Source organism: Actinomadura oligospora ATCC 43269 (assembly GCF_000518265.1).
Taxonomy (GTDB): domain Bacteria; phylum Actinomycetota; class Actinomycetes; order Streptosporangiales; family Streptosporangiaceae; genus Spirillospora; species Spirillospora oligospora.
The window spans coordinates 315,926-328,839 of sequence record NZ_KI912410.1 but is presented as its reverse complement, the minus strand read 5'-3'; the positions used below and the strand labels follow the sequence as shown (position 1 = coordinate 328,839).

Below are 12,914 nucleotides of genomic sequence, written 5' to 3'. Positions count from 1 at the left end.
ATGTTTCTGGACCCGCCCCCAGTGGATCGGGACACCGCGCGGGAACTGGCCAGGCGCGAGTTGGAAAAGCCCGTTTACCAGCGGGACAAGCCGTCCTGGTTGGAACGCACGCTTGACCGGCTCGCCGAATGGCTACGCGATCTCTTCTCGCACGCGCAGGCGCCCAACGCAAAGGGCGGCGGTAGTGAAGGCTGGCTTTCGATCGGGGTGATCGTCCTCCTCGTCGTCATCGCGGTGGCACTCGTGTTCTGGCTCATGCGCGGTGGCCGAAACCGCCGGTCCAAGGACGATCCCTTGCTGGACGACGAGCCGTCCACGTCGTCCGACCACAGGGCCGAGGCCGAGCGCCTGGCCGCCGCCGGGCAGTGGCCTGGAGCCATCCGCGAGCGTCTCAGGGCGATGGCCCGTGATCTGGAGGAGCGCGCGATCCTCTCCCCGCGCCCGGGCAGGACCGCCGACGAACTCGCGACGGAGGCGGGCACGGCGCTCCCGGACCTGGCGGACGATCTTCGGGCGACCGTGCGGATCTTCAACGACGTCTGGTACGGCGACCGGCCCGGTAGCGCCGAGGAGTACGCACGCGTCAGGGCCGTTGACGACCGCTTGCGTTCGGCGAGGCCAAGGTCGCTCGACGACGCGGAGCTGGAGCCCGCCGATGGCTGGAGTTCGCGGTGGTGACGGCGGTGGAGCCCACGGCGGGGCAGGTCGTCGGCCGGCGCTGGCGGTCCGCGCGAGGGATCGTGCTGGTCCTGCTGTGCCTGGTGGTCATCGGGGTGGTCGTGGCCGCCCTCAAACCGTCGCGTAAACCGGATGATCTGGACCCGGGTTCGCCGAAGCCCGGTGGCACGCGGGCGCTCGCCGAGATCCTCAAGAGCCGCGGAGTCGGCTTCGACGTGGCCCGTAACGCTTCGGACGCCACCTCCCGCGCGGGCGCGGGCACGATCACGGTGGTGGCCCGGCCGGAGCGGCTGACCCGTTCGGACCTGGACCGACTGCGCGGAACGGCTGGGGACCTCCTGCTCGTCGAGCCGGGCCGCGAGGTCCTGTCCTCGCTCGCCCCCGGCGTCGAGCAGGACGGCCCGACCTTCGTCCTCCAAGCGCACCCGCAGTGCGGCCTGCAGGGGGCCACGCTCGCCGGGACGGTCGCGTTCGGTGAGTCCGAAACCTATGTCGCGCCGTCGGGCGCTACCGCGTGTTACCCGGAATCGGGGAAACCGCGTCTCGTCCAGTACCAGGTGAGTGGCCGGGCGGTCACGGTGCTCGGAGCGGCCAGGCCGCTCACCAACGGGCACCTCACGGACGAGGGCAACGCCGCGCTCGCGATGAACCTGGTCGGAGCGCGTCCGCAGGTCATTTGGCTCATCCCGGATGTGCGTCACGCGAGCTCGGGCGAGCGGGCCGGCGACCGTACGCTTACCGACCTGCTACCGCCCGGGGTCAAGTTGTTCTTCCTCGGCTTGGTGGTCGCGGTCATCCCCATCGCGCTGTGGCGGGGACGGAGGCTTGGACCGGTGGTCGCCGAGGTGCTTCCGGTGGTCGTCCGCTCATCCGAGACCGTGACTGGCAGATCCCGCCTCTATCGTGCTCACCGTGCGCGCGGGCGCGCGGCCGAGGCCCTTCGCGCAGGCGCACGAGACCGGATCGTCCCCTTGCTCGGATTGCCGCGAACCGTCGCGCAGATCTTGCCCACACAGGATCCGGGCGCCGCGCGCGAGGTCGTCATGGCCGTCGCGGCCCGCACCGATCATGACGAGCGGACGGTCGCCACCGCGCTGTACGGTCTTGACCTCGGCCAGGTCACCCAATCCTGGCCTACCGGACAGTCCGACCCTGGCGGTGCCGAGCCCGTGGACGACGCCGGCCTGCTCGCGCTCGCCGATCTTCTCGATGACCTGGAAAGGCAGGTACGCCAGTCATGAGCCACTCGGCCTCGCCCGGCTGGGGTGGGGAGCCCGCTGGGAACGCCTCAGGCGCGCCCTCGGCGCCGTTCTCCGGGGAACCCTCCGCGCAGCCCGCAGGAGCCGCCGGCGTGGACGCCACAGCCGTTGACCACTCCGCTGCGGCCCTCTCGGACTCCGTTCCTGCTGACTCCGTACCCATGGGTTCCGGCGCGGTCGGTTCCGCTGCGACGGGCGCGGACCCGCGCGCGGCGCTCACGGCCCTGCGCGGCGAAGTGGCAAAGACCGTCGTCGGGCAGGATCCGGTGGTCACCGGTCTGGTCATCGCATTGTTGTGCCGTGGCCATGTGCTGCTGGAGGGCGTCCCCGGAACGGCCAAGACGCTGCTGGTGAAGACCCTTTCGCGCGCGCTTGACCTGACCTTCAAGCGCGTCCAGTTCACGCCGGACCTGATGCCGGGGGACGTGACCGGATCCCTGGTCTACGACAACCGCACGGCGGAGTTCGAGTTCCGCGAGGGCCCGGTCTTCACCAACCTGCTGCTCGCCGACGAGATCAACAGAACGCCGCCCAAGACCCAGGCGTCCCTCTTGGAAGCCATGGAGGAGCGGCAGGTTTCGGTGGAAGGCGCCGCGCGCGCTCTGCCAGACCCGTTCGTCGTGTGCGCGACCCAGAACCCCATCGAGTACGAGGGCACCTATCCCCTGCCTGAAGCCCAGCTCGACCGGTTCCTGCTGAAGCTGACCGTCCCGGTGCCTACGCGCGACGAGGAAATCGCGATGCTCCAACGGCACGCGGCCGGATTCGACCCGCGCGACCTGTCGGCGGTGCGTCCGGTCGCAGGAGCGGCCGACCTTGCGGCTGGACAGGCTGCTGTCAGGACCGTCCATCTGGATCCCAAGATCGCCGCCTACGTGGTGGACCTCTGTCGAGCGACCCGTCAGGCCCCCTCCCTGCAACTGGGTGTGTCACCACGTGGCGCGACGGCGCTGTTGGCGACCTCGCGCGCGTGGGCGTGGCTGATGGGCCGCGACTATGTGACGCCGGACGACGTCAAAGCGCTTGCCAGGCCGACGCTGCGGCACCGCGTCCAGCTGCGGCCCGAGGCTGAGTTGGAGGGTGCGACCGCCGACGGCGTGCTTGAGGGAATCCTCGCCCACGTCCCCGCTCCCCGCTGATGGCGCTGACCGGGCGGCTCGGGCTGCTGGCACTTGTCGCGGCCTTCGTTCCGTTGCTCGTGCCCAGCGGGGCCGTCCTGCTGGGCCTGTGGGGCCTTCTGCTGCTCGGTGTGGTCATCGACCTGTGCCTGGCGGGAAACGTTCGGGCGCTGCGCTTCCACAGGGAAGGCGACACGCGCGTGCGTCTGGGTGAGAAGGCGAACGCCGGGCTCATCGTGGAGAACACCGGAAAACGGCGCGTCAAGGCCGTCCTGCGGGACGTGTGGCCACCGTCCGCGGGGGTTTCCCCGCGTACGGCGAAAATCAACGTCCCCGCAGGGGAACGCCGCCGCATCGACCAGACCTTCACGCCTACGCGTCGCGGCGACCGGGAGGCCGTGACAGTCGTCGTCCGTTCAGTGGGACCGCTCGGTCTTGCCGCCCGCCAGCTTTCCCGCTCCGCACCACGGACGCTCCGAGTCCTGCCCGCGTTCCCCTCCCGGCGGCATCTGCCGTCGCGCCTCGCGCGCCTGCGCGAACTGACCGGGCTGCACTCGACGATGATCCGAGGCCAGGGCACCGAGTTCGACTCCCTGCGCGAATACGTCGTCGGCGACGACGTTCGCTCCATCGACTGGCGGGCCACCGCGCGCCGTAACGACGTGGTCGTCCGTACTTGGCGTCCCGAACGCGACCGCCGCCTGTACCTGGTCCTCGATACGGGACGCACCTCGGCCGGACGTGTCGGGGACATCCCTCGCCTGGACTGCTCGATGGACGCGGCCCTGCTGTTGGCGGCCCTCGCCTCGCGCGCGGGCGACCGAGTGGACCTCCTGGCCTATGACCGGACGGTCCGCGCGCGCTGTGAGAACGCCTCCCGGACGGGCCTGCTGTCCGAAATGGTCGAGGCCATGGCCCCGCTGGAGCCCGCCCTGATCGAGTCCGACGCCGCCGGGATGGTCTCCGCGATCATGTCCCGGGTGCGCCGCCGGAGCCTGGTCGTCCTGCTCACGGAACTGAACCCGGCCGCCTTCGAGGAGGGCCTGCTGCCGCTGCTGCCGGGCCTGACCGCCCGGCACCTCGTCATGATCGCGGCCGTGTCCGACCCGATGGTGGACGAGATGGCCGTCGCACGAGGTGACCTGGCCGCCGTCTACGACGCGTCCGCCGCAGAGCGCGCACGCGCGGACCGTCGCCGCCTCACCGCCGAGCTGCGCTCGTACGGTGTGGAGGTCGTGGACGCCCCGCCCGACCGCATAGCGCCGGCCCTGGCTGACGCGTACCTCGCCCTCAAGGCCGCAGGTCGCCTCTAACCGGACGCTGCCGGACGTCGCTCCATCGTTGGCGCTCGTCGCTTGCTGTGGTCACCCTGCGGCAGGGGCGACGGCGGGCTGATCCAGCGAATCGCCGGTCTCGCCAGAGCGAGTCGCACGACGGCCCAGGGCGATGACGTAGGCGAGGAAGGTGGCTTCTGCGACGACACCGATCCCGACCCGAAGCCACGTTGTGTGCACGTAGCCGGTGACGAAGCCCTCGATCAGGCCGGACACCAGCAGAACACCGATGAGTCCGAGCGCGATGCTGGCGAGCGCGCGTCCCTCCTCAGCCAAAGCGCGCGCACGCGTACGTGGGCCCGGGTCGATGATGGTCCAGCCGAGTTTCAGTCCGGCGCCACAGGCGAGGTAGACGGCTGTGAGCTCGAGAAGACCGTGCGGCAGGATCAGCCCGAAGAAGACATCACCCTTGCCGTAGGCGAACATCAGGCCCGCGTTGACGCCAAGGTTGAGCTGGTTGGTCAGCAGCACGAAAATCGTCGGGATCCCTAGGAGGATGCCGAAAATCAGTGCCGTCGCCGACACCCAGGCATTGTTGATCCAGACCTGGAACGCGAACGATGCCGCCGAGTGCTCGGTGTAGTAGTTGGCGAAGTCATGGTCGACCAGGTCGCGAATCTCGTGTGGGGCCAACAGCGTTGCCTGCGCCGTGGGGTTGTGCACGATCCAGATGGCCAGGGCCAAGGACAGGATGTTGCCGAGGACCGCGTTGCCGATCCACCACCAGCGCATTCGGTAGGCGGCGGCAGGGAACGACACCGTGACGAAGCGCGTCATGTCGCGCCACATGGGTGCCTGCGCGCCCGCGACGGCCGCTCGTCCGCGCGCGACCAGCGATGACAGGCGAGCGACAAGGGCCGGATCGGGCGCGCTGGAACGGATCGCCGAGAGGTGCGTCGCAGTCCGCTGATACAGCTCGACCAACTCGTCGATTTCCGCACCCGTGCGCTTGCGGGAGGAGTTGATCAGCTTCTCCAGCCGCTGCCACTCTGCGTTGTGCGCGGCCACGTAGGCATCGACGTCCACCCGGGGGAGCTTAACGCCCTAGGCTGTCCGAAACACGACGAGTGTCGCCGTGGCCCGTAAGTAAGGTCCGGCGTACGGCAAATGAGGTCATGGTGGCGCGTGCGGTGGAGGACGGGGAGCTCGTCGTCGGTGAGGCCGTCGCGCTCGACCTGCGTGTCGCCCGCCTCGCCAGCCGCGGGTGCGCCCTCCTGCTCGACCTGTTCGTGCAATTCACGGCGTTGAACTTCGCCTTCGTCCTGGTCGGGCTGGTCGGGACCGTCGCGGATTCCGCATGGGTCGTCGGACTGTCGATCCTCGTGATGGCGCTCGTCCTGGTCGGTTACCCGTGCGCGTTCGAGACGCTCACACGCGGGCGCACGCTGGGCAAGCTCGCCCTCGGGCTGCGCGTCGTGGCCGACGACGGCGGACCTGTCCGGTTCCGGCAAGCCCTCGTGCGCGCGCTGGCCGGGGTGATCGAGTTCTGGACGCTCTATGGCGCGCCAGCCCTCCTCACCTCGTTGTTCAACCGGCGCGGCAAGCGCCTCGGCGACCTCTTCGCCGGAACCCTGGTCATTCAGGAACGGGTGTCGGCCGCCGGTATGTACGGGCCGGTGGCCTGGATGCCGCCGTTCCTCTCGGGCTGGGCACGGACGCTGGAACTGTCCCGCCTTCCCGACGAACTGGCGATGACGGCGCGGCAGTACCTCGCCCGGTTCTGGGAGCTCCTCCCAGAGGTTCGCGACTCGCTGGGCGAACGCATCACGGGAGAGGTCTTCACCGTCGTCGGGCCTCCCCCGCCTCCTGGCGTCCGGCCCGAAATCCTCCTGTCCGCGGTTCTGGCGGAGCGCCGTCACCGCGAGGAGCTGCGCCTCGCGCGCCAGCGCGAACTGCGCCTCCGCCGCGCCGCCCGCGACCCGCTGGCACCGCCGCCGGTCCCTGCCGGAGGCCCGGCCAAGGGCCAGCCGATGCCCGTTCCCCCTGTCCCTTCTGTTCCCGCCGGACCTCCTGGCGCGCCCGTCCCCCCGGCCCATCCCGGAGGGTGGCCGACGGCCACAGGTGTTCCCGTTGGTGGCCCCTGTCCGGTCGGCGCTCCCGTGCCGTCCGGGCCTTATCCGGTTGCGCCTGGCCCGGTCGCCCCGCCAGCAGGTCCGTACCCGCACGGCTGAGCTTCGGTCGATCCTTTCTCTCGGCGAGCGTCTTCCGTGTGTGCGTGAGCTCTTGAGTTGTGTTCCCTGGGCGCAAGCTCGGTTGTGAGCGAGTTATCCACAGATCGGCACCTTGGTGGCACTCTGGGTGACGACCGCGGAATTCTGGACTCCTCGGCCCATGGACAGCGGTGGCCGCCACCGCCTAACCTCCGAGGAAATTTCATGTTTGGTCGGTCGCTTGCTCAGGGAGCCTCACCGTGCCTCGTCCCGTCGTCACCGCCGTCGTCCGCCTGGCGCTCACCGCGCTGCTCATCACGGTGCCCACAGCCGTCCCGTTGGCCGAAGCGGCGTCGGCCGACCAGGGCGACGGGCTGCGCCAGATCACCGACGGCCAGGGGCGGGCACTCGTCCTGCACGGGCTCAACACCGCCAATGACGCCAAAGGACCGTCCGGCCTGCCCTGGATCGAACGCCGCAACGTCATCGCCGAACGGCAGAACCTCGGAAGCAACGTCGTCCGATACGTCCTGCAGTGGAAGAACATCGAGCCGAGCCCCGGGCGCTACGACGACCGCTACCTGGACGAGGTCGCCCGGCGCGTGGCCTGGTACCGCGAGCAGGGCATCAACGTCGTCCTCGACATGCACCAGGACATCTACGGCCCGGCGGCCTGCAAGGGGGCGGGTAACGGCGCCCCGGCCTGGGCGACGATCACCGACGGGCTTCCCTGTACGCCGCAGGACCCGTGGGTGCTCACCTACCTGCAACCGGCCGTGCTCCGCGCCTATGACAACTTCTGGAACAACACCGGTAAGCACCCGGAACTCATGCAGCACTACGTGGCGATGTGGAAGCACGTCGCGGCTCGTTTCGCCAAGGATCCAGCCGTGCTGGGCTACGACCTGATGAACGAGCCGTTCGGCGGGACGAAGCAGTTCGGCTTCTTCGAGGGCCCGGTGCTCACGCCGTTCTACCAGCGCATCGTGAACGCCATCCGCAAGGTGGACCACGACAAGTGGGTCTTCGTGGAGCCGCAGGCCCTTGGCGTCAACGAAGGCCTCGACACCGCCCTCGGCCAGGTCCGCGACCCGCGCGTGCGTGCGCCCTTGACCAAGCTCGTCGGGCAGGGCGGCCAGCGGACGGCGGGCACGAGCCTGACGCGGCTGTCCGACCCGAGCTCACGCATGGTCCTCGCCGCCCACTTCTACCCGGGCGGCGTCGACATCGGCGGCGGCTACACCGGAATCTCCAAGACCCTCGTCCAAGCCGAATTCGTCCTCTGGCGCCAGAACATGACGAATGCGGCCCGACGCCTCAACGCCCCACTGTGGATCGGTGAGATCGGCGCCATGTCCTTCTCCCAGCCGGGAGCGGCCGACTTCACGCGCGACTGGCTGTCGATGAGCGACGACCTCCGGGTCGGCTGGGCGTACTGGTCGAACGACCCGCAAGCCCAGGGCCCGAAGGAGACCTATGCTCCCCTCGACCGCGAGGGCAGGTTGACCGTCGTCGGCAAGGTTCTGGCCCGTCCCTTCCCCCAGGCGGTCGCCGGCACCCCCACGAAGATCTCCCTCAGCTCCAGCACCTTCACGGTGACCTGGCGCTCCGGCTCCGGCGCGTCCGGCCCCACCGAGATCTGGCTCCCCGCAACCGTCTACCCGGGCACCCCCAAGGTGAGCGCCACCGACAAGAAGCGGCACTGGGACCCCACCCGCCGCGTCCTGTCGGTGTGGAACGACCCAGCGCGCACCACCCACACCATCACCGTCACCCCGTCCTGACCCACACAAATACGCCACCCTGCCTTACCGCCATCGACACCACCGAACCCGAACCGGGAGGAAACGACACCACGCCCCACTACGTCTTCGCACCCACATGCCCTTCACGACTTCCGGGGTTCGCTCCCCACGACCCGGCCTGGGCATCACGCCGTGCGCCGCATCCGCTGACACGCGCGCCCTCGGCAACCACGCGCCCAAACGTTCTCGCCCATTCCCCCGGTCACCGTTCTCGCCCATTCCCACGGTCACGAAGGCCGCACCCCGGAACGTCGTGCACCAAGCGCCGTGGGCCTTGTTGGATGACCGTGGGCGGCTGTCGGGCCGGTTTGGGCGGGGCTCGTTGTGCCGAGTGGGCTCGTTCGGTGTGTCTCGAACGGTGCTCGGGTCAGCTCGTCAGGAAGTTGGGAGGGCCGTCCAGGTCGATCAGTTCGATGCCCGGAGCATCCAGGATGACGTCGCCTGCTAGGTGAACGTGTTGGAGCTCTCCGGTCGACAGGTCCGCCACCTCGTACTGCTCAACCGGCAGGGGCCCGGTCTCGGTCTCGTGCCTTGTCACGGAAGCGAGCCGCCAACGCGATGATTCGGTCAGCGTCGCCAGCGCGAACCCGCTCACACGCACAAGCCGCACGTCCACCGCCGTCCCGGCCAGCAGGGCATTGTGCTCAGAGGCGTCGACCTCTGCGCCGCTGGACGACTCGGTTCCTGCCCATTCCGAGGGGCCGGGTTCGGTTCCCCTCGGGCCGTCCACAGGTGCGGGCTCCTCTGACGTGATGTTCCAGGACTCGGACGACGTGGTGCCTGGGGACTGGGCCTCCGAGGTTGTGTCGTTCGAGAGTGTGTCTTCGGTGTTCGCGTTTGGACTTGCGTCGTCTGGGGGCGTGGCGCTTGGTGCTGTAGTGCCTGGGATTGTGGTGTTCAAGTCGGACGGGTGCGGGCGTTGCGGTCGCACCTCGGCTAGGTAGCGCGCGATGGCGATGGCGAAGGCTGGGGACTCCCCCAGGAATCCTGATGCTGGTGTCGAGTGCTCGGTGGCCTCGCCGGACGAGGCGGCGCGGACCCAGGCGACCTCGCGTCCGGTGACGCCTCCGCGTAGCCACCAGTCGGGTGCGACGAACTCGACCCTGATCTGCCGCCACCGCGCGTCCACGACGAGGTCGACGCGAGTCCCATCCGTGCGGGACGCGACGTAGCGCCAGCCCCCGGGGCCGGGAGCGCATTGGAAACGCTCCTCGGTTCCGTCCTCCAGGTGCAGGTAGGTTCCGCGTGGCACCCGCCGACGCTATCTCAGTCCGAGGCATCCCGAGCCAGGAGCCACCTCGACCCAAGCCAACCGTGCAAGGGACACCCGCCCCTAGAACGGACGGATCGAGGTGCCGCCCCACCGGCACTCCGGAGTACGACAGCGGGCGGGTGAGGGGCCTGGGGGTGGAGGGCCCTGAAGTGACGCGGCCCGACGTGACGCGGCCCGGGTGAAACGGGCCGCGTGTGTAGTGGGCCGCGTGTGTAGGGGGTCGGGTGAAACGGCCTGCGTGGAGGGGGTGGGGGGTGGGTCAGGTTGTGCCCAGGCGCCAGGAGTGGAGGTAGTCCTCCTGGTCGGGGGTCAGGGCGTCTATGGCTATGGACATGGAGGCCAGTTTGAGGCGGGCCACCTCGGTGTCGATGTCCTTGGGGACGTCGTGGACGGCGGGTTGGAGGGTGGGGGCGGATTCGGCGAGCCAGGCGCAGGTGAGGGCCTGGTCTGCGAAGGACATGTCCATGACGGCGGCGGGGTGGCCCTCGGCGGCGGCGAGGTTGACCAGGCGGCCTTCGGCCAGCAGGACGAGGCGACGGCCGTCGGCGAGGACGTACTCGTCGGCCTGGGGGCGGACGCCGTGGTGGACGGCGACGGCGAGGTCGGCCAGGGCGCGGACGTCGATCTCGACGTCGAAGTGGCCGGAGTTGGCGAGGATCGCGCCGCTCTTCATGACCGCGAGGTGCTCGGCGGCGATCACGTCGCGGTTGCCGGTGACGGTGATGAAGACGTCGCCCGCCGGGGCGGCCTCGGCCATCGGGAGGACGGTGTAGCCCTGCAGGGCGGCGTCCAGGGCCTTGACCGGGTCGATCTCGGTGACGACGACGCGGGCGCCGAGGCCGCGGGCGCGTTCGGCGAGGCCGCGGCCGCAGTACCCGAAGCCCGCGATGACGATGGTCTTCCCGGCGAGCAGGGTGTTGGTGGCGCGGACGATGCCGTCCAGGGTGGACTGGCCGGTGCCGTACCGGTTGTCGAACATGTGCTTGGTGTCGGTGTCGTTCACCGCCACCATCGGAAAGCGCAGCGCGCCCTCGCGGGCCATCTGGTGCAGCCGGATCACGCCGGTCGTGGTCTGCTCGCAGCCGCCGCGCACCGTCCCGAGCAGGTCGACGCGTTCGGTGTGCAGCGTGTTGACCAGGTCGCAGCCGTCGTCCAGGACCAGGTCGGGGCCGGTCTCGAGGGCCTGGTGGATGTGCCGGTAGTAGCCCTCGCGGTCGGTTCCGGCGCGTGCGAAGACCTGCGCGCCGTACTCGTGGACGAGCGCCGCGGCCACGTCGTCCTGTGTGGAGAGCGGGTTGGATGCGGCGAGGGCGACGCTCGCGCCGCCCGCCTGGAGGGTCCGGATCAGGCCCGCGGTCTCCGTCGTGACGTGCATGCACGCCGCGACGCGCAACCCGGTCAGTGGAAGCTCGGTCTCGAAACGCTCGCGGATCTGGCGCAGCACCGGCATGCTCCGGTCCGCCCACTCGATCCGCTTGACGCCTTCGTACGCCAGCGAGGCGTCCGCGACGTCGCTCATCCGATCCCCCTCAGTGTCCGCCTCTGTACCCGTCCGGCGCGTCCGGCACGGCCCGCACGCCCGGCACGGCCCGCACGTCCGGCACGGCCCGCACGGCCCGCGCGTCCGGCATGTCCGCTGGATGCGACGGAGCCGCCGCGCTACCGGTTCCCCGGCAGGCGCGGCGGCTCCAGGCTCGTTCGGACCCTACCCCGCGTCCCGTGTGGCGGCCCGTGCCGCCGGGCCCGTTGGAAGCAACTCCTCAGGAACGCGGGCGCCGGAGATCAGTAGCGGTAGTGCTCCGGCTTGTACGGGCCCTCGACGTCGACGCCGATGTAGTCGGCCTGCTCCTTGGAGAGGGTGGTCAGCTTGACGCCCAGGGCGTCCAGGTGCAGGCGGGCGACCTTCTCGTCCAGGTGCTTCGGCAGGACGTACACGCCGACCGGGTACTCCTCGGTCTTGGCGAACAGCTCGATCTGCGCGATCACCTGGTTGGTGAACGAGTTGGACATGACGAACGACGGGTGGCCGGTGGCGCAGCCGAGGTTCATCAGCCGGCCCTCGGCGAGGACGATGATCGAGTGGCCGTCGGCGAACCGCCACTCGTGCACCTGCGGCTTGATCTCGATCTTCTCGATACCGGGGGTGCGGGCCAGCCCGGCCATGTCGATCTCGTTGTCGAAGTGCCCGATGTTGGACACGATCGCCTGGTGCTTCATCTGCGCCATGTGGTCGGCGCGGATGATGTCCTTGTTGCCGGTCGTGGTGACGAAGATGTCGGCGATGCCGACGACGTCCTCGAGGGTCGCGACCTGGAAGCCGTCCATGGCGGCCTGCAGCGCGCAGATCGGGTCGATCTCGGTGACGATGACGCGCGCGCCCTGGCCCTTGAGCGCCTCGGCGCAGCCCTTGCCGACGTCGCCGTAGCCGCAGACGACCGCGACCTTGCCGCCGATGAGGACGTCGGTGGCGCGGTTCAGGCCGTCCAGGACCGAGTGGCGGCAGCCGTACTTGTTGTCGAACTTGGACTTGGTGACCGAGTCGTTGACGTTGATCGCCGGGAACTTCAGCGTGCCCGCCTTGGCCATCTCGTACAGGCGGTGGACGCCGGTCGTGGTCTCCTCGGTCACGCCCTTGACGGACGCGGCGGTCTCGGTCCAGCGGCCGGGGGCGTCGGCGATGGTGCGGCGGAGCGTGTCGAGGATGATCTTCCACTCCTCGGGGTCGTCCTCGGAGGCGGACGGGACGGCCCCGGCGGCCTCGTACTCGGCGCCCTTGTGGACGAGCAGGGTGGCGTCGCCGCCGTCGTCCAGGATCATGTTCGGGAAGGAGCCGTCCGGCCAGCGGAGCGCCTGGTCGGTGCACCACCAGTACTCCTCCAGCGTCTCGCCCTTCCAGGCGAAGACCGGGACGCCCTTCGGGTCCTCGACGGTGCCGTCGCGGCCGACGACGACCGCCGCGGCGGCGTGGTCCTGGGTGGAGAAGATGTTGCAGGACACCCAGCGCACGTCGGCGCCGAGGTCGACCAGCGTCTCGATCAGGACGGCGGTCTGGATCGTCATGTGCAGCGAGCCCATGATCTTGGCCCCGCGCAGCGGCTGGGAGTCGGCGTACTCCTTGCGGGTCGCCATGAGACCCGGCATCTCGTGCTCGGCGAGCCGGATCTCCCGGCGGCCGAAGTCGGCGAGCGAAAGGTCTGCGACCTTGTAGTCCATGCTTCCGTTGCTCCTCTGTTGCGATCCTCGGACACGCCGTACGCGAGCGAGTCTAGGGGCGGAGGCGCGCGTCGAGAACGGTCG

At 69.7% G+C, this 12,914-nt stretch carries 10 protein-coding genes; 6 read left to right on the top strand and 4 right to left on the bottom strand.

Translation table 11 applies throughout. The features are described 5' to 3' along the window. The 4 genes from P696_RS0133180 to P696_RS0133165 all read left to right on the top strand — a co-directional run bounded on the left by P696_RS0133180 (position 1) and on the right by P696_RS0133165 (position 4,368). Entirely contained in the window at positions 1–678 is a 678-nt protein-coding gene (locus P696_RS0133180; RefSeq protein WP_026415705.1) for a DUF4129 domain-containing protein, read from the top strand. Continuing rightward, on the top strand, positions 672–1,919 hold the full coding sequence (locus P696_RS0133175; RefSeq protein WP_026415704.1) for a DUF4350 domain-containing protein: 1,248 nt from the start codon (positions 672–674) through the stop codon (positions 1,917–1,919). Before P696_RS0133180 ends, P696_RS0133175 begins: the two co-directional genes overlap by 7 nt. 179 nt (positions 1,920–2,098) lie before the next feature. After that, a complete protein-coding gene (locus tag P696_RS0133170; protein WP_026415703.1) occupies positions 2,099–3,076 on the top strand; it encodes an AAA family ATPase in 978 nt (325 codons plus the stop codon). Then, a complete protein-coding gene (locus P696_RS0133165) occupies positions 3,076–4,368 on the top strand; it encodes a DUF58 domain-containing protein (protein WP_026415702.1) in 1,293 nt (430 codons plus the stop codon). Before P696_RS0133170 ends, P696_RS0133165 begins: the two co-directional genes overlap by 1 nt. Positions 4,369–4,419: 51 nt before the next feature. Here P696_RS0133165 and P696_RS0133160 read toward each other — a convergent pair whose 3' ends face one another. Then, a complete protein-coding gene (locus P696_RS0133160; protein WP_026415701.1) occupies positions 4,420–5,415 on the bottom strand; it encodes a stage II sporulation protein M in 996 nt (331 codons plus the stop codon). An 89-nt stretch (positions 5,416–5,504) separates the two neighbouring features. On the opposite strand from P696_RS0133160, the gene P696_RS0133155 reads away from it, so the two are divergent. Both P696_RS0133155 and P696_RS0133150 read left to right on the top strand, forming a co-directional pair. Beyond that, positions 5,505–6,560: an RDD family protein gene (locus P696_RS0133155; RefSeq protein ID WP_034488235.1), complete on the top strand. Its 1,056-nt coding sequence runs from the start codon at positions 5,505–5,507 to the stop codon at positions 6,558–6,560. 239 nt (positions 6,561–6,799) lie between these two features. Beyond that, on the top strand, positions 6,800–8,323 hold the full coding sequence (locus P696_RS0133150) for a cellulase family glycosylhydrolase (protein WP_026415699.1): 1,524 nt from the start codon (positions 6,800–6,802) through the stop codon (positions 8,321–8,323). Positions 8,324–8,711: 388 nt separating this feature from the next. On the opposite strand, the gene P696_RS56500 is transcribed toward P696_RS0133150, so the two are convergent. The 3 genes from P696_RS56500 to ahcY (P696_RS0133135) form a co-directional block, all read right to left on the bottom strand. Then, entirely contained in the window at positions 8,712–9,596 is an 885-nt protein-coding gene (locus P696_RS56500) for a hypothetical protein (protein WP_157430074.1), read from the bottom strand. Between the two features lie 280 nt (positions 9,597–9,876). Continuing rightward, positions 9,877–11,136: an adenosylhomocysteinase gene (gene ahcY, locus P696_RS0133140; RefSeq protein WP_026415697.1), complete on the bottom strand. Its 1,260-nt coding sequence runs from the start codon at positions 11,134–11,136 to the stop codon at positions 9,877–9,879. Between the two features lie 263 nt (positions 11,137–11,399). Next, positions 11,400–12,830 carry an adenosylhomocysteinase gene (gene ahcY, locus P696_RS0133135; protein WP_026415696.1) on the bottom strand — a complete coding sequence of 477 codons (1,431 nt, stop codon included), beginning with the start codon at positions 12,828–12,830 and terminating at the stop codon, positions 11,400–11,402. Positions 12,831–12,914 lie beyond the last annotated feature (84 nt).

Bases quoted from the DNA above. Each gene is read 5' to 3' on its own strand.
- ahcY (WP_026415696.1), bottom strand. From the start codon at position 12,830: ATGGACTACAAGGTCGCAGACCTTTCGCTCGCCGACTTCGGCCGCCGG.
- P696_RS0133180 (WP_026415705.1), top strand. From the start codon at position 1: ATGTTTCTGGACCCGCCCCCAGTGGATCGGGACACCGCGCGGGAACTG.
- P696_RS0133155 (WP_034488235.1), top strand. From the start codon at position 5,505: ATGGTGGCGCGTGCGGTGGAGGACGGGGAGCTCGTCGTCGGTGAGGCC.
- P696_RS0133170 (WP_026415703.1), top strand. From the start codon at position 2,099: ATGGGTTCCGGCGCGGTCGGTTCCGCTGCGACGGGCGCGGACCCGCGC.
- ahcY (WP_026415697.1), bottom strand. From the start codon at position 11,136: ATGAGCGACGTCGCGGACGCCTCGCTGGCGTACGAAGGCGTCAAGCGG.
- P696_RS0133165 (WP_026415702.1), top strand. From the start codon at position 3,076: ATGGCGCTGACCGGGCGGCTCGGGCTGCTGGCACTTGTCGCGGCCTTC.